Origin of the sequence: Paenibacillus sp. EC2-1 (assembly GCF_049311625.1) — a bacterium.
Taxonomy (GTDB): Bacteria; Bacillota; Bacilli; order Paenibacillales; family Paenibacillaceae; genus Paenibacillus_AQ.
Window position 1 is genome coordinate 687,759 of sequence record NZ_CP186006.1, and the last position, 16,669, is coordinate 704,427.

Consider the following 16,669-nt stretch of genomic DNA (forward strand, 5'->3'; position numbering starts at 1 on the left):
ATAAAATATAGGAGGATTTATGAAAATGGAATCTGTAAAAGTATTAGACGCTACAGGCCTAGCATGTCCGATGCCGATTGTTAGAACAAAAAAGGCCATGGTGGAGCTTGAGTCAGGTCAAGTGCTTGAGATTCATACAACCGATATGGGATTCAAGAACGATCTTTCTTCTTGGGCCGCAGCCGGTGGACATGAGCTTGTGAAGCATGATACAGAGGGAAGCATACTGAAATTTTGGGTTAAAAAAGGCTGATATTTAAGGGAACCGAAGCGGTTCCCTTTTCTAAACTGAAAAATTGAAATTCTTATAAAGAAGGAGGATGAAAAGATGGATATGAGCTTTGCATATATAGTTACCATCTTCTTAATTGGATTTATTGGCTCTTATATTTCTGGGATGGTTGGTATCGGAGGTTCTATCATTAAATATCCGATGCTGCTCTATATCCCACCGCTGTTTGGACTGGCGGCATTTTCCGCACATGAGGTATCAGGTATAAGTGCCGTTCAGGTATTATTTGCAACGATCGGCGGCGTGTGGGCATATCGAAAAGGTGGGTATTTGAATAAGACGCTTATCATCTATATGGGGGCTGCTATTTTGATCGGTAGCTTTATTGGAGGGTTCGGCTCCAAGTCGATGAGTGAGGATGGTATTAATATCATCTATGGTATTCTGGCTTTGACTGCTGCGATCATGATGTTCATTCCGAAAAAAGGTGTGGACGACATTCCCATGGATCAAGTCAAATTTAACAAGTGGCTCGCAGCCGCACTAGCCTTAATCGTTGGGATCGGTGCAGGTATTGTAGGTGCAGCTGGAGCGTTTCTGCTCGTGCCAATCATGCTAGTCGTGCTAAAAATTCCGACGAGAATGACCATTGCGTCCTCACTTGCTATCACATTTATATCTTCAATCGGTTCTACGGTTGGGAAGGTTACGACGGGTCAGGTCGATTATTTTCCAGCATTGATTATGGTCATTGCCAGCCTCATTGCATCGCCGCTTGGCGCTTCCGCGGGTAAGAAGATGAATACCAAGGTACTGCAGATTATATTGGCGGTGTTGATTTTGGCGACAGCGATCAAGATATGGCTCGATATTTTGTAAGGGGCAAGAATGGTTAATAGTATAGAAGTACTTGAAGGAGGTTAACCATCATGTCCATCAATGAAAAGATTCTATTAGCTAACCGACCGCAAGGTATGCCAGATCAAAGTACCTTTTCGATGCAGGAGGAGCCCTTGCCTGTACCCCAAGCTGGGGAGGCCCTTGTCCGCACGTTGTATCTATCCGTTGATCCTTATATTAGAGGAAGATTAAGTGAGACGAAGAGCTATGCTGAGCCTTACCAAGTTGGTGAAGTTATCAAGTCTGGTGCCATAGGACAGGTTATGGAATCGACAGATCCGAAGTATCAACCCGGAGATATTGTAGCTGGGATCTGGGGATGGCAGCGTTATGCAGCAGTCGATACATCTACGCTTCGATCTGTTGATCCGAAGATGGCTCCAATTACAACAGCACTTGGCGTTCTTGGTATGACTGGACTAACGGCCTATTTCGGACTGCTTGATATTGGTCAGCCGAAGGAAGGTGAGACCGTTGTGGTGTCTGGTGCAGCAGGTGCTGTCGGAATGGTTGTAGGGCAGATTGCTAAACTTAAAGGGGCTAGAGTCGTAGGCATAGCGGGTTCGGATGAGAAGAACACGTATCTGAAGGAACAACTCGGATTTGATGCGACAGTTAATTATCGTACCGAACGGGATCTGAAGACAGCACTTGAGAAGGTATGCCCGAATGGGGTGGATGTGTACTTCGATAATGTGGGTGGAGAAGTATCCGATGCGGTACTCTCACGGATTAACAAGAATGCCCGAATTCCAATCTGCGGTCAGATTGCGTTATATAATCTGGAGAAGCCGGATCAAGGTCCACGGATTCAGAGTCTACTGCTTACGAATACGGCTTTAATGAAGGGGTTCCTTGTCGGTGACTATTCCAAGGGATTTCCAACAGCTATGGCTGATCTGGCGCAGTGGGTATCTGAAGGCAAGATTCAATATGCGGAGAATATAGTAGAGGGCTTTGAGCATACCATTGAAGCCTTTCTAGGGTTGTTTGCTGGAGATAATCTGGGGAAACAACTTGTGCATGTGAGTGATGTAACGAAATAGAATGCGTTAATAGCATGTTGATATAGCAAGAAAGCCGTCCAACGACCGTGGACGGCTTTCTTTTATGCAAATAATGAGAAATAACTCGCTACTTTTACGTTACACTACCCGGTGCAGGATACGTAATCTCCTTGTATTGGCGGTACATTGCCAAGCGCCAATGGGTGATCATACCGTAGGCAAGGAGGAAGAACAGCGCTGCTGTCTGAGGAATGGAGATGAACTCCTCGATATAACCATGAAGTAGTAGACGCACAGCCAACAGTCCGAGCAGAATATACACAAAGCTACGAGAGCGTTTGATGAAGACTTGGTCATCTCTTTTCTCGAATTTGGTACCACGAATTAATGGATACGAGAAGATGAACCATCCAACTAGAAATGAAAGGAGTCCCCATAAGATAGGAATTCGCACATCAGGCTCGATAAACATCAGAAATCCAGTGGTCATACCGAGCGGTGGGATAATGATTTTCTTAACAGTGACAGGACGATTGCTTGCTTTCATACGAATGAAGATAACCGCTAGCGCCATGACCAACATACCGATCGTGGTGCCTATTTGAAGAATTGGGGAATTCAGATCAACCACAATTCAAGACCTCTTTCCATTATAAATGTCACATACCTATGTATAGATGATTATAGCACATAACATGAAGGGAAGAGGAGAGTGCTTATCTTCAATGCATAGACTTTTTTGGAGGCTTGACGTTGATATTAAGGTGAGCTGGATCTAACCACTGAATGCAGCTTCCGCTTGTATGATGGCTTTATTCATCGCCTGGGAAGGATTCTTTATCATTGGGCCGTGTCCACACCCAAGTAGGGAAGGCTTAAACGCTGCAAGTTTTTTTGCACTCTGCAGGGCACTCTCCTTATGCCATGTGGCCATAGCAGGGAAGGGGAATAGCAGCCGGATTACACCGGATACAGCGAGTCCTGCACGGGTCTGCCAAGCATCCCCAGCGATAAGAATACCGCTTCGCGTATCGAGATAAGACATATGGCCTGGTGTGACCCGGTGTAAAGATAGCTTGAAGGGAACCAATCATTTCTCCATCTTCAAGTAAACGGCCAGGACGAGTTGAAATACCTTTCGGTATGCTACCACGGATGGGCGTCTTTGGTTCACCAGCTTCAAGTGTATGATTGCCAGTGAGCAAAATGGAGTCTCGGCGCGAGATGATCACTTCAGCTTCGGGAATCGATTGTTTTAGGCTGTCGAGGGAGCCGACATGATCTTCGTGAGCGTGTGTAAGCAATATCCGTTTGATAGGCTTACCCGCAGATGCGGCCGCTCCCAAAATCCCTTTTTTACAAAATGACATACCGGTATCAATTAAAGTAAACCCGTCGTTCTCTTCTACAAGATAGACATTGATTGGGAACAACCGCGGTAGAAATGCTAACTGTGTTACTTTATCTTCAATCGTAATTTTCATTCAAATCCCCCACTTTCAAAACTAATATTATTAACAATATAACTAATATCATTAGTTTTAACAAGATCCGTTTTTAATTTTTTGAATTTGAAATTAGAATAAAAAATGTTTAAAAAATAGAAATATTAATATATTTTCCAAAATTTGAGTGCAATTTTGTTATGTTTGAGTTACCATAAAGTTATGGATACGGAAAAAAATGTAGATTTGTGAACCAACGACACAGAAGAAAGTGAGGCTGTGCTAATGGATCTGTACAAGCGTATTGTTATATTCTTGCTTATGTATACCGTTTCTTTATACTTACTATTCATAGCGAGTCAGCATACACCTTATCTGCTTCCCGTCATATGGTTTGCGGCTTTGATCTTACTTGTATGCGGCGTTTGTTATATCTTTCACCATTATGTATTTCGTCCTAGGAGAAAGAGAAGTCGATAATTGTAAATGATATATTGGAAATTCTACTGTCCACATGGGGACAGTTTTTTTGTGTTTATCCCTTCGTGGATATCGATTTATAAAATAATAAAACGTTATGCTATTGAAGTCAGTCTAATGTTACAGATCGAAATAATAAGGGGTAGCAACAAGGGGGAAAGCTCGATATGGAAGATCGAGAGCTGGCACAAGCCGCCTGTAGAGGGGATGAAGCTGCATTTCATGCCTTAATTACAAGGCAGAGGAGACGGTTGTACGGCATAGCTTATAGTTATTTGCATAATGAGAATGATGCGCTTGAGGCTGTTCAGGAGACCGTGTGCCGGGCGTGGAGTAAATGTGGGCGACTCCGGAATCCGGAGTTGTTCGTTACCTGGCTCATTCGAATATTAATCAACTGCTGTGTCGATGAGCAGAAGCGAAAGAAGCGTGTTATTCCATATGAGGAGATCCAACAGGAACACGCGAAAACGGGCGAGATGGTGAATGACAGCAAATTAGACTTAGAGCGAGCCTTGAATCGGATGAAACCTAAATATCGACATGTGCTAATTCTGAAATACTATCAGGATATGACGGTAGCGGAAATTGCCAAGGTGCTTGAATGTCCGGAAGGAACCGTGAAGACAAGACTTTATCAGGGATTAAAGCTGCTGAGGCAAAAAATCGAGCCAGGGGGTGCAGCAATCCATGTATGAAAAAGAAGAACAAATGCTGAAAAGTTACTTTCAAGATGCTGAGGCGTGTCACCCGGATGTGTCAGATGAGAAACTAGAAGCCGCAGTTCAGGAAGGGATTCGTAGAGGGAAACAGCTCAAGCGATCCCGCATCCGGTACAAGGGGTTGAGCCTTCTTGCGGGTGCTTTAGCCGCAGTCTTCCTGCTGATGTGGGGCGGATCACTACAGCAGACGGGTCAAGTCGAACAAATGGCTGCAGGGCCGTATCCGTCGTTACAAGGGCATAGCTTTGAAGAAGATAAGATATTGAACACCGCTAATACACAAGGGCTGATTCAGCCCGTTGGAAAGTCTGTAAGCCAGGGAGATTACACGGTAACAGTGGATGGTGTCTTAATTGGATCACATCAGTTACGGGTGTTCTACACAATGGAGAATCACTCAGACAAGAATGTAATTGTAAGGAACACCACTCTTGAAGATACAGATGGATTGTTTCCGATTTCTTATAGTTCAAGCACGCAAGGAGGCAATGAATTTGAACCAGGGATACATCGTCTTCAAGTCGATTTCTCATTTAGTAAGGAAGAACAGTTAAAGATGTTTATGAATCTTATTTTTACTGTAGCCCCAGCTTCTGCGAATGCTCGTTATGGGCATGAGGCAGAGGGAGAAGAGAAGCTGAAAGTGAGAATAACGCTGGATCTCGATACCCATCAGAATTATATTCGGACGGTACCTTTAGATGAGGTCGTTGAGATTGAAGGACAGAAGATGAAGCTGCAAAAGGTTGTATTTTCTCCGACAGGTATTGTCCTAAAGACGAGTATTGATCCCGAGAATACAATGAAAGTATCCGGTCTGTGGGAAGGCTATTTAGATTCAGTGACGGACGGGAAGTCCACAAAGTTAATGAGCCCTTTGAGCATGGGCCCAGATGAGAATGGAGAACAAACCTACTTCTTTGAGGGTACCATATTAGAAGCGCCGTATTCACTCACTTTAAAGGCTAGTGGTCTTCATGCCGTCGATCCTGCTAAGCTGAAAGTGGTGGTGGATACCAATCAGGAGGTTGTGCTCAGCGCTCCGGATGACAATCTAAAGTTCGGCTCATTTACGAAAGATAAAGGAGTGCATACCTTAACGCTTGATTTTGACGAGACCAGTGAACGATATTTCGGTAGTGTAAATGTTTCTGATACATTTATCGACGGGGATGGGAAGAAGCATGAGCTTAGTGAGTCGGCAGAGGGAGTCCGATCTACGAGTACGTCAACGGAGAACGGAGGGCGTAAATCAACCGAGTATCTGTACCTGAGACCAGAGGATTATCCTCAGCCGCTCACGTTTACACTTAGCAGCTACCCAGGTGTTATTGAGAAGAACATTGAGGTGCCTATTATCGTTCAAGGACAGGATGTTAAGTACTGGAGGTCAGCTGTCTTAGACGAAATTCCGAAGCCGGAAGGTGCCAAGGAAGCAGGAGTTGTCGCATCCGGTAATCCGAATATTCGAATGGGCATTCAATATGATCTTAAGAATATTGGAGGAGAACAGGGGCTTTATACACCTACAGCATATTTTCAACAAGTAGAAGCTGACGGATGGGTGGAGATGGAAGACAAGCGAATGGGTCATGTTCATTTTTTTGAGAAAGATGATGCCGTTGTAGCTATTGAAGTCCGTCAGGATGAAATTATATTGTATGAAATGGAAGAGGGCAAGACTTCTCTCTAACCATAACGAAAAGGAACGATCCTTGAATAAGGACCGTTCCTTTTTATTTTGTTATCTGGGGCCGAAAGAATCAGATAACGTTATTTTCGAAATTCCGTAGGAGAGCTCCCTTGCGGGCCTTTGGCATCGAGTAGCTCGATAATGGCTTTCGGAACACCGTTCAGAAGTAGCCACTGACGCAGCGTTTCAATGGCACGGATATGTCCGTGACCTTCGTCTTTCCAGGTGAGGAGTTCAACGACTTTGATGATAAGGGCCAGTAATTCCGTGTTGTCCTGTTCTGTTTTCTCAGCACGAACCTTCTGGTAGACGGCTTCCTTCTCCCAATCGAGTAAAATTTCCTCTCCGATGGTTGGTTTCATGAGTGTGTATCCGTAATCGCAATTTGGACAGCGAATGCTCCTAAGTTGCTCTTCTTCAAACGTTACCTCAATATTCTCTTGGCATTGATGACAAGGGAATTTGACTTGGATGACCGAATTCATGTCTATCACAGGATTTCCTCCTTGAAAGTGCAAGTTAGTAGGTATTTAATTCTTACCCATAACTTGATCAAGGGACCCATGTTTCTTATTCCGTAATTACATAAACACAACGACAACCTCCACTTGCGAGGCATTCGGTTCGTTCAACCTTCGCTTGAAGCAGAGATGAGAATAGCTCCAGTTCACAACTGCAAGCCTTGTTATATCGATTGGCAATTTGGGAGATGGGGCAGTTATGTTCTTTAATCACATATTTGCCTTGTTCGGTTTGTTCACACTCCGCCATGTACCCATTATCATTCTGAATATCTGTCAGGGTTTGTACCCGGTCAGCTAACGGTTTGCCTGCAACTCCCGATTCATAGCGTTGCAGTAACTTGTCACGCCTGCGCTCAAACAGACGAGCAACCATACCATCGCCGGCTTCTTCTGCTAGTTCATCTAGCAGATCCAGTGTTAGCGTGGAATACTTGTTCGGAAACAGCGATTCTGCATGTGGTGAAAGACGGTACAGGGCTAGTGGTCGACCCATCGGTTGACGAATCAGCTCGGTTTCAATGACGCCTTCTTTCTCAAGACTACCCAAATGGCGTCGAACAGCCATTTCAGTGACGAGAAGTGCAGATGCGATCGATTTGGTGCTGAGTGGTCCCTTCGTCTTTAGCATATGAAGAATAGTATCCCGGGTGGACAGATCCTGTGTGTGTTCCATCTTGATCACCACCTGATTATATTGATGAGAAGTTCCTTATGAGAATTATTATCGCTTATCCGTGGGGACCTGTCTACCCGAGAGGAGATGTATATATCCGACTGAAGCTGCAATTCGTGAAGATAATATATGTCTATGGGGAGAAAGTATGTCTGGGGTTGCTTCTGAAATGACAACACCCCGTCCTTCACGGTATGCCGTGAAGGACGAGGTGTAAGAGATAGCTAGAGATTACTCGGTAACATCGAGTACATCGTAAATGAGCCATTGATTATTTTTCTTTTGTAACCAGTAAAGGTTGGATGAATGATAGGTATCACCATCAAAATGATTGGTTTCTTCCACAGAAATGATGGCATCGTTATTTTGGAAGTAGACAATGCGAGAAGAATCCGCATTTAATTTGAAATCTACTTCATCGATCATTCCTGCATCTATAAGAGTTTCCATGATTTCGAAATAAGGAGAGTTAGGAAAGAGCGCTGAATAGAAAAGCTCGATATTCTTGTCATTCAACCCTTTATAATGGGTATCCATCGTAATCATGAGTAACTCTTTTGTGGTCTCAGGTACTTCCGGTTTGGCTTCGAGAAGACCATCTGAAATGTGGTACTCTAGGTCAAACATATCATTGTCATATTCTTTCCATTTGCCAGAAGCGTCTTTTTTCAAGATCACATCGAGATATACGGTAAAGTCCCACATGAATGGTCCACCTGTGCGCTGGTAGTTCTTCTCAACTGTAGCGTGTACAGATGATCCTGCAACCATGACGTCATAAACGGACGTGGAAACCTTGTGTTGGTAAGCGGCTTGTTCTTTATAGTTGTTCTCATAATCCTTATATGATGGTGATTTCGGATGAATAGCTGTTATCGCTTGTTTATAATCGCCTTTTGTCTCCGCGGCCGCCTGATCTTTATAAAGCTTCTTCACTTCAAGGCCGATTTGGTTCGTGATTGTCTTGCGATCAATCTTAATTGTGCGAGCTTTGGCATCCCATTTGACAGGGAGTCCTGTAGACTCTGCCACGAAGCGAAGGGGTACAAGTGTGTTTCCGGACTGTGTATAAGGGGCAATCGCCAGCTTTATTTTCTGTCCGTTTACATAAGCGATGGTTGATCCAAGCTTCATTTGTAGCTTTTGGTCAGCGAAGGTACCGGTAACCTGTTTAGTTGTGTTATTCCAGTTGACGGTATATCCAAGGGCCTGGAACAAAGGGCGGAACTGAACGAAAGTAACACCGTTCTTAATAACGGGTGCTGCTTGAAACTTGATTTCTTTACCGTCTAAGAATACACGGATTTGGGCTGGTGCTTTTGCAGGAGCCGCTTGAACGGCACTGGTGAATACGAACAGCATAGCGAATACTAGTAGTCCAATTCTTCTCTTTATCATAACTGTTAACTCCTTCATGTTGAGTAAAATAGAGGTATTAAGTCCAGCGGTAATCATACCCGACAAACCCAAGACCAGCAATACCTTTCGAAACATGTAAATATTGGATTATAATAGGGTTCAGTATAGAAACGATATTTTTGTGAAATAAACGCAGGAGGGGGTCAATGGAAGGCTGTGCGGGTTAATACAAAGTAATGAAAGCAATCACTGTTATCTTTTTTATAAAATAAAGGAGTGTGGCCGATTGTGACGATGCAATATTTCTATATAGGAACCTATGGTTCCGCTGATAGCAAAGGAATATATTTGGGTGCCTTAAATCCAGAGAACGGTGAGTTGAAACTTCTGGATGGAACTGCGGGAATTGAGAATGCGACCTATTTGGATTTTGATGAGCTCCATCGGGTATTGTACGCTGTCAGTGAGGCAGGGGCTAGTGAAGTAGTTGCGTATAGTGCAGATCCAGAGACAAGTAAATTAACGGAGATCAGCCGCACATCGACGGATTCTTCGGGAACCTGCCACGTATCTCGCTCGCGTGATGGTAAGCACTTGTTCACGACGGGATACAGTGATGCACGTATTACCGTGCTTTCGCTTGAAAATGAGGGTGCCGTGGGAGAGATTACTTCTATTATCCAGCACAGTGGACGAGGCCTAATTGATGATCGTCAGTCTGAGGCGCATCCACACTCTATCTTCCAAGATCCACAACATAAATATGTAATCGTTAGTGATCTGGGGATGGACGAGGTCATTCTGTATCGCCTTGAGGACGGTAAGCTTGTCACCCATAGGGAGATCACTCTGCCACCGGGGGCTGGTCCACGTATGATTGCATTCCATCCGTCAGGGCAATGGGTGTATGGGGTGAATGAGCTGAATAGCACAGTGACGGTCTATGCTTATGATGCAACATTTGGAGACTTAAAGATGCTTCAGCATATCTCCACTCTTCCCGAAGATGTGGTTATGGATAATAACACAGGATCTCATCTTCTGGTGACGCCGTGCGGACGTTTCTTGTATGCATCCAACCGTGGTCATGACAGCATTGTTCAGTATGAGATTGATACGGATACAGGGATGCTGCGTGCTGTGAATTGGGTTTCTTCCGGAGGAAAAACACCGCGCCACTTTAATCTACTTCCGGGCGGTTATTTAGTAACTTCCAATCAAGATAATGGCCTCATTGCAAGTTATAAGATCGATAAGAATACAGGACATCTGGACGCGACCGGACATACCATTGAGGTTCCACATCCAGTGTGTATTTGTCCAGTAGAGAAGGCGTAATTACCTATATAAAAGAGAACCAGGCCGCGCAAGGGTTTGTGATCCTTGCGCGGCCTGGTTTTTGTCGTTTAATGATTTTTAACAAAATAATTACCTAGCAAATATGTGATTTCCGATCTTTACCGTACGGGGGCGCGACAACATCCATTTACTGGATGTGATTTTCGGATTAAAGTAGTAGAGAGCTTTCTTGGACGGATCGACACCACGAACGGCATCGAGAGCCGCTTTATAGGCCGTCTGACTCGGTTTCAGGTTAAATTGTCCGTCCGTTACTACGGTGAACGCGTTCTTCTGGTAGATAACGCCCTTCATCGTATTCGGAAACTGACTGGATTTGAATCGGTTCATAAGGACCGCGCCAATAGCTACCTGTCCTTGATAACTTTCTCCACGGGCTTCACCGTAAATAACTTTAGACATCATATCAACTTCATATTTACTCATTGAGACTTTCTTGAGGGCTCTCCATGTGGCAAGACTAGTCTTGCCATCGGGATACATCCCATTTTTCTTCTGATAAGCGATAACTGCCGACTTCGTACCCGGTCCATAATGTCCATCGATCGTACTACTGTACAATTTAAGCGTCCGTAGACGATATTGAAGGTCCCATACATCTTTATTGGAATCACCGTATTTGACGGCTTTCTGAGCCTCAGCTGTGTGAGACATGCCCATTGTTGTGTTCACTAGCAAGAGAACAATAAGGATCGAAAGTACTTTCCATTTTTGTTGTGCGATTGTAATCATCTCCTTCCGGTAGAATTATAAGGATGGAGGAAGTGTGGTACAACCGCCACAAACTGGTAATCCGCCGCAGACCGCACGGTGTTTGGGACCGCGCCGATTCAATTTTTCTTCGAGGTAAGCACACTTGCATAGTGGAATCAACTGTAATTATACATAGGAGGTAAATGCTGTATGAATGCTACTATACTGCTTGTTGAAGATGATCTTTCCATTGGAGAGATGGTTGTGAGTTACTTAACTAGTGAGGGTTTCAAGCTTATACATGCCCATGATGGGGAAGAAGCGCTGGAGATGTTCAGCCGGCAGACATACGATTTGATTCTGCTGGATCTTATGCTTCCAAAATTAAATGGTATGGACTTCCTGCGTCAGATCAGAGCGAAGAGTCATGTCCCCATTCTTATTCTGTCCGCAAAGGGTGGAGAGGCAGACAAGGCAATTGGACTTGGATTCGGAGCAGATGATTACATCGCAAAGCCGTTTTCGATGATCGAACTTTCAGCAAGGGTGAAAGCCGCGATTAGGCGTGCTACACACTATGTAGATCCATTTCCGCAGTCCGAGTCTCGTGTGATTACAGTGAACGAGTTATCCATGAACATGGATAATCTTACGGTGAGCAAGAAGGGCGTAGAGATTAAACTGACTGCGAAAGAACTGCAGATTTTACAGCTTTTTTTGACGCATCCGAACAAGGTGTTCACGAAACAGCAAATATTCAATTCGGTATGGAATGACGATTATTACGGTGATGAAAATGTCATTAATGTTCATATGAGCCGGCTGCGAGAGAAGATTGAAGATCAACCTTCTGCACCTCAATATATTAAAACACTGTGGGGAATTGGCTACAGGCTGGGGGAATTCTAACATGGGCCCCACACTATTGCTTCTGGGTATGATCGTAATCCTCGGGACTTTGAATGTATACCAGTATATAGCCCGAAAGAATACAGCAACTCATCTGGAATATATCACCGCGAAGCTGGAGACCGTGATGAATTCCAACCGAGAAGAACAAGTGCTGCTCGTAACACAGGATCCTGGTATGCGTGAACTGCTAAATACGATCAATCGGCTGCTTGAACTGAAGCGTCAGTATGCGTTGGAGTTTACCCGGGCTGAACTTGCGATGCGCAGAATGCTGGCCAATATTTCACATGACTTAAAAACACCACTTACGGTGGTCCTTGGTTATATAGAGATGATAGCCAGTCATCCGAATATGGACCCTGAGCAGCAGAAGCATTTACTTCAAAAGGTTCACGCTAAAGCTGTAGAAATTGTGGATCTGATCAACCGTTTCTTTGATCTGGCTAAGCTGGAATCGGGTGACCAAAATATCCCGCTGACGAGAGTGGATATGAATGAGGTGTGTCGCCACAGTATTCTAATGTTCTATGATCTGCTGGAGTCGAGCGGACTTACAGCAGCTATTGATATTCCAGATCATCAGATCTATGCCAGAGCCAATGAGGAAGCTCTAAGCCGGGTGTTTGATAATCTTCTCTCGAATGCAGTTCGCTATGGAGGGGATGGGGAGAAGATCGGCATGACCCTACGTTGTGACGAGAACGATGTATACGTGGATGTATGGGATCAGGGCAAGGGGATTAGTGAGCGGGATCAGCGGCTTATTTTTGAACGAATGTACACGCTTGAGGATTCGAGAAATCAATCGTTTCAAGGCAGCGGACTTGGGCTGACGATAACCAAAAGACTTGTGGAACAGATGGACGGAGAGATTATTGTGCGGAGCAAACCATTTCAATCGACCATTTTTACCCTAAAACTGTCCAGACTAGCTTGAACAGATACATACTTAAGAGATTCGTAAGAATTGCGCAATAAATATGATAAGGCTTATAGCTAGAATGTAGTTAAGAAGCAAGTAATGAGGAGGAGCGTAAGCTATGAGTTATATCGTTAGCACTCGGCATGTCACGAAAGTCTTTAAGGGTAAAGAGGTTGTATCTGATGTCAGCATGAACATTCCTGAAGGGCAAATCTATGGATTTCTCGGACCGAACGGTGCGGGTAAGACAACGTTTATGAAAATGCTGCTTAATCTGGTGAAGCCGACAAGTGGAGAAATTGAGTTGTTCGGAGAACGCCTGACTCCCTCCTCGGTTGAATTATTTAAGCGGATTGGCAGCATTATTGAATATCCAATTTTCTACGATAAATTAACGGCGCAGGACAATCTAGAGCTGCACTGTGAATACATGGGGCTATATAATCCCAAAGCAATTAGCGATGCACTGGAGCTGGTGAAGCTTACTTCAGTGGATGGTAAGGCAGTTGGAGAGTTCTCGCTTGGTATGAAGCAAAGACTCGGTATGGCAAGAGCAATCGTGACAAAGCCCGAACTGCTCATTCTAGATGAACCCATTAATGGCCTTGATCCAGCAGGGATTAAGGATTTCAGAGATTTGTTTCAAATGCTCAGCCAGGAATATCGCATGACTTTATTTATCTCCAGCCATCTACTTAGTGAAATTGAACAGGTCGCTGATACGATCGGCATCATTCAGAATGGTATTTTTAAAGAGGAAGTTTCGATGAATGACCTCAAGAAACGTAGTTCAGATTATATCGAAATTGTTACCCCGGACTGCCGGAAAGCTGTATTTATCCTTGAAAATAATTTAAAGATTAAGAACTTTAAGGTGATCGGGGATCACACCATTCGGATTTACCAAGCTGGTATCTCGCAGCCGGAGGTATCCAAGTCACTCATTCTGAATGATATAGCAATTGAGTCTATTCACCAAAAACGTACGTCGCTTGAAGAATATTTTATCGATCAGACGGGTGGAGGGGAAAAATATGCTTAAGCTAATGAGGCTAGAGATGAAAAAGCACAAGCTCGGATGGTACTGGAGAGGCGCTGTGATTTCATGCCTGTGTGTCATCATACTCATGGGAGTCTTGCCGATGATTGATCAGGAACTGGAAGATGCTTTTGGTTCATTTGAGGAAGTCTTTACAGCGATGAGTATCTTTGTAAGAGTTATATTCGTAATCATGGCATCGGTTCTGATTGGGAGGCTCATTATTAGTGAGTATAACAACAAGACGATGACGGTCATGTTTACGTATCCGGTACCTCGGAAGAAAATAATGTTGGCCAAAATATTGTTGATCATGAGCATCACTCTATTCTCCCTTCTGATCTCAAACGTGTTGGTAATCGGTGTATTTCTGGTTCTGAACTCCATGCTTCATATGCTGCCGGGAGTTCCAACTAAAGAGCTTCTCTTTCATCAAGGGTTAGATATCTTCATTCAGGGACTATCCGCAGTTGGAATCAGCATGGTGCCTTTGTATTTTGGAATGCGTAAAAAATCAGTATCTGCAACCATTGTTTCAGCAGTGATCCTCATCTCACTCCTTAGCTCCAATAATGGAGGTTTCTCCATCAGTTCTTTTATTGCGGTTCCCATCACAATCGGATTGATTGGTTTGTTTATTGCTTATATGTCTTTTAGAAATGTGGAGCATGTGGATGTTGTTTAACAGGAATATTCCTCGCCATGTGGAAATGTCATAGATGAAGTATGGTATCAAGGTGGAGGGGATTTGGTATGTACAAGGTGATTATATTTGATTTCAATGGGACACTCGTTCAGAGTAAATACTTGGTCGTGAAGCTGATGAACGATCTGGCAGGTAAATACGGATATGAGAAGATTAAAGATGAGGATATTGAACATCTGGCATCCCTTTCGATCAGGGAACGGCTGAAGGTGATGAAGTGTCCGATCTATAAACTGCCGATGCTTGTGGCTGATGTGAAGAAGAAATACAAAGATGATGTGGTTCATCTGGATATTGTGCCAGGTATACGTGATGTTCTTTCCGAGATAAAGGTACAGGGGACCACGATAGGGATTCTATCTTCCAACAGCGAGGACAACATCCAGAAGTTTCTGGGGATTCATGACATCTCGATATTTGATTTCATATATACGGCAAGCAATATATTCGGTAAAGAAAAGGCGCTTCGCAAGTTACTGAAGGAACGTGGTATTTCTAAGGATGAGGTGCTCTACATCGGAGATGAACTTCGCGATGCGGAAGCTTGTATGAATTCGGGGATCGCTTGTGCGATGGTCACATGGGGATACGACGCGGAGGAACTGTTGCTTCAAGGCAAGCCTAACTTTCTGGTTCATGAGCCGAAAGAACTTTATCATATTTTAGCTTCTGGATAATTTTATAAAAAACGTTTGACAGGTTGCAATGAAGTCATTAGAATAACTTATAACATACTAAACAGGTAGGAATTATAAAGATTGTTCTCACCGTATGAACGGAGGAACACCCGAAAGATGAAGCAGATACGGCTCAGGGGCCGATTTGACCTCATTCTCCGGGTTTCCTCCGTTCTTTTTTTGTATTCCATGTTTAGTAAAGAAAAGTAGGGGAGTGATTCCATATGAAAAATGTATTGAAACGAGGAGTCTTGATCGGTTTAGCGGTAATGATGACGGCGGCCTTGGCAGCTTGCGGAACAGACAAAACAGACACTCCCGCATCCGCAAAAGACAGTGAGAAGACAGACGGCACGGAACCTAAAAGTATCGAACTCTTAAATGTATCCTATGATCCGACACGAGAATTGTACGAGAACTATAATAAAGCATTTGCAGCTTACTGGGAGAAGGAGAAGGGACAAAAGGTTACATTCCAGCAGTCCCATGGCGGGTCCGGTAAACAAAGTCGTTCGGTCATCGACGGCTTGGAAGCCGATGTGGTCACATTAGCGCTTGGATACGATATTGATGCGATCCGTCAAGCGGGGTTAATTGAGCAGGGCTGGGAAAGCAAATTCGAGCACAATAGTGCTCCTTACACTTCGACCATTGTATTTCTGGTACGCAAAGGCAATCCGAAAGGTATTAAGGACTGGCCGGATCTAATTAAGGAGGGCGTGGAAGTGATTACACCGAATCCGAAAACATCCGGTGGCGCTCGTTGGAATTATCTTGCCGCTTGGGGATATGCATTAAAGGTCAATAACAATGATGAAGCGAAAGCTGAAGCTTTTGTGAAAGAGTTATTTACGCATGTACCTGTACTGGACAGTGGAGCCCGCGGAGCAACAACAACTTTCGTGGAGCGTCAGATTGGTGATGTGCTGCTAGCTTGGGAGAATGAAGCGTACTTATCGATCAACGAGCTCGGTCCAGATAAATTTGAGATTGTGAATCCCTCGGTAAGCATTCTGGCAGAACCCCCGGTAGCTGTGGTGGATAAGATTGCTGATAAGCACGGTACACGTGAGGTGGCTGAAGCCTATCTGAAATATTTGTACAGTGAAGAAGGGCAGGAGATTGCCGCGGAGAATTACTATCGTCCTACGCTCGCAAAGGTAAAGGATAAATTCAAAGATCAGTTCCCTGCGATTGATCTGTTTACACTGAAGGATATATTCGGAACTTGGGAAGAGACGCAAGCGAAACATTTTAACGATGGGGGCATATTCGATAAGATTTACGTGCCCGGCAGCTGATCAGCCAAGCAGGCTGAAGGCAGGA

Annotated in this window: 17 protein-coding genes and 1 pseudogene; 12 read left to right on the forward strand and 6 right to left on the reverse strand. The window is 44.2% G+C overall.

Going from position 1 to position 16,669, the window contains the following annotated elements; all coding sequences use genetic code 11:
• The first annotated feature begins 25 nt into the window (after positions 1 to 25).
• The 3 genes from ACK8P5_RS03245 (at position 26) to ACK8P5_RS03255 (ending at position 2,178) form a co-directional block, all read left to right on the forward strand.
• Complete coding sequence (locus ACK8P5_RS03245; protein ID WP_422659563.1) at positions 26 to 253, forward strand: sulfurtransferase TusA family protein; 228 nt, start codon at positions 26 to 28, stop codon at positions 251 to 253.
• 81 nt (positions 254 to 334) lie between these two features.
• On the forward strand, positions 335 to 1,111 hold the full coding sequence (locus ACK8P5_RS03250; RefSeq protein ID WP_422661356.1) for a sulfite exporter TauE/SafE family protein: 777 nt from the start codon (positions 335 to 337) through the stop codon (positions 1,109 to 1,111).
• Positions 1,112 to 1,161: 50 nt separating this feature from the next.
• On the forward strand, positions 1,162 to 2,178 hold the full coding sequence (locus tag ACK8P5_RS03255; protein WP_422659564.1) for an NADP-dependent oxidoreductase: 1,017 nt from the start codon (positions 1,162 to 1,164) through the stop codon (positions 2,176 to 2,178).
• A 94-nt stretch (positions 2,179 to 2,272) separates the two neighbouring features.
• On the opposite strand, the gene ACK8P5_RS03260 is transcribed toward ACK8P5_RS03255, so the two are convergent.
• A complete protein-coding gene (locus ACK8P5_RS03260) occupies positions 2,273 to 2,770 on the reverse strand; it encodes a CcdC family protein (RefSeq protein WP_422659565.1) in 498 nt (165 codons plus the stop codon).
• A 144-nt stretch (positions 2,771 to 2,914) separates the two neighbouring features.
• A pseudogene (locus ACK8P5_RS03265) lies at positions 2,915 to 3,623 on the reverse strand (MBL fold metallo-hydrolase).
• A 608-nt stretch (positions 3,624 to 4,231) separates the two neighbouring features.
• On the opposite strand from ACK8P5_RS03265, the gene ACK8P5_RS03270 reads away from it, so the two are divergent.
• A complete protein-coding gene (locus tag ACK8P5_RS03270; protein WP_422659566.1) occupies positions 4,232 to 4,762 on the forward strand; it encodes a sigma-70 family RNA polymerase sigma factor in 531 nt (176 codons plus the stop codon).
• Positions 4,755 to 6,479, forward strand: a complete 1,725-nt coding sequence (locus tag ACK8P5_RS03275; protein ID WP_422659567.1) for a DUF4179 domain-containing protein — start codon at positions 4,755 to 4,757, stop codon at positions 6,477 to 6,479. The genes ACK8P5_RS03270 and ACK8P5_RS03275 overlap by 8 nt, the downstream gene beginning before the upstream one ends.
• Positions 6,480 to 6,559: 80 nt before the next feature.
• Here ACK8P5_RS03275 and ACK8P5_RS03280 read toward each other — a convergent pair whose 3' ends face one another.
• From ACK8P5_RS03280 to ACK8P5_RS03290, 3 genes are all read right to left on the reverse strand, one after another.
• Entirely contained in the window at positions 6,560 to 6,964 is a 405-nt protein-coding gene (locus ACK8P5_RS03280; protein WP_422661357.1) for a hypothetical protein, read from the reverse strand.
• Positions 6,965 to 7,049: 85 nt separating this feature from the next.
• A complete protein-coding gene (locus ACK8P5_RS03285; RefSeq protein ID WP_422659568.1) occupies positions 7,050 to 7,676 on the reverse strand; it encodes a helix-turn-helix transcriptional regulator in 627 nt (208 codons plus the stop codon).
• Positions 7,677 to 7,907: 231 nt separating this feature from the next.
• Positions 7,908 to 9,074: a copper amine oxidase N-terminal domain-containing protein gene (locus ACK8P5_RS03290; protein WP_422659569.1), complete on the reverse strand. Its 1,167-nt coding sequence runs from the start codon at positions 9,072 to 9,074 to the stop codon at positions 7,908 to 7,910.
• Positions 9,075 to 9,329: 255 nt separating this feature from the next.
• Between ACK8P5_RS03290 and ACK8P5_RS03295 the strand changes: the two genes are divergently transcribed.
• Entirely contained in the window at positions 9,330 to 10,373 is a 1,044-nt protein-coding gene (locus ACK8P5_RS03295; protein ID WP_422661358.1) for a lactonase family protein, read from the forward strand.
• 90 nt (positions 10,374 to 10,463) lie between these two features.
• Here the strand turns inward: ACK8P5_RS03295 and ACK8P5_RS03300 are convergent, their stop codons facing one another.
• Positions 10,464 to 11,066, reverse strand: coding sequence for a cell wall hydrolase (locus tag ACK8P5_RS03300; protein ID WP_422659570.1), 603 nt, complete (start codon positions 11,064 to 11,066; stop codon positions 10,464 to 10,466).
• A gap of 231 nt (positions 11,067 to 11,297) precedes the next feature.
• On the opposite strand from ACK8P5_RS03300, the gene ACK8P5_RS03305 reads away from it, so the two are divergent.
• From ACK8P5_RS03305 to ACK8P5_RS03330, 6 genes are all read left to right on the forward strand, one after another.
• A complete protein-coding gene (locus tag ACK8P5_RS03305) occupies positions 11,298 to 11,996 on the forward strand; it encodes a response regulator transcription factor (RefSeq protein WP_422659571.1) in 699 nt (232 codons plus the stop codon).
• Between the two features lies 1 nt (position 11,997).
• Positions 11,998 to 12,936 carry a sensor histidine kinase gene (locus tag ACK8P5_RS03310; RefSeq protein WP_422659572.1) on the forward strand — a complete coding sequence of 313 codons (939 nt, stop codon included), beginning with the start codon at positions 11,998 to 12,000 and terminating at the stop codon, positions 12,934 to 12,936.
• A 103-nt stretch (positions 12,937 to 13,039) separates the two neighbouring features.
• A complete protein-coding gene (locus tag ACK8P5_RS03315; RefSeq protein WP_422659573.1) occupies positions 13,040 to 13,963 on the forward strand; it encodes an ABC transporter ATP-binding protein in 924 nt (307 codons plus the stop codon).
• Positions 13,956 to 14,645, forward strand: coding sequence for an ABC transporter permease (locus ACK8P5_RS03320; RefSeq protein ID WP_422659574.1), 690 nt, complete (start codon positions 13,956 to 13,958; stop codon positions 14,643 to 14,645). Before ACK8P5_RS03315 ends, ACK8P5_RS03320 begins: the two co-directional genes overlap by 8 nt.
• Before the next feature lie 68 nt (positions 14,646 to 14,713).
• Positions 14,714 to 15,343: an HAD-IA family hydrolase gene (locus ACK8P5_RS03325; RefSeq protein WP_422659575.1), complete on the forward strand. Its 630-nt coding sequence runs from the start codon at positions 14,714 to 14,716 to the stop codon at positions 15,341 to 15,343.
• Between the two features lie 224 nt (positions 15,344 to 15,567).
• Positions 15,568 to 16,644, forward strand: a complete 1,077-nt coding sequence (locus tag ACK8P5_RS03330) for a sulfate ABC transporter substrate-binding protein (protein ID WP_422659576.1) — start codon at positions 15,568 to 15,570, stop codon at positions 16,642 to 16,644.
• Positions 16,645 to 16,669 lie beyond the last annotated feature (25 nt).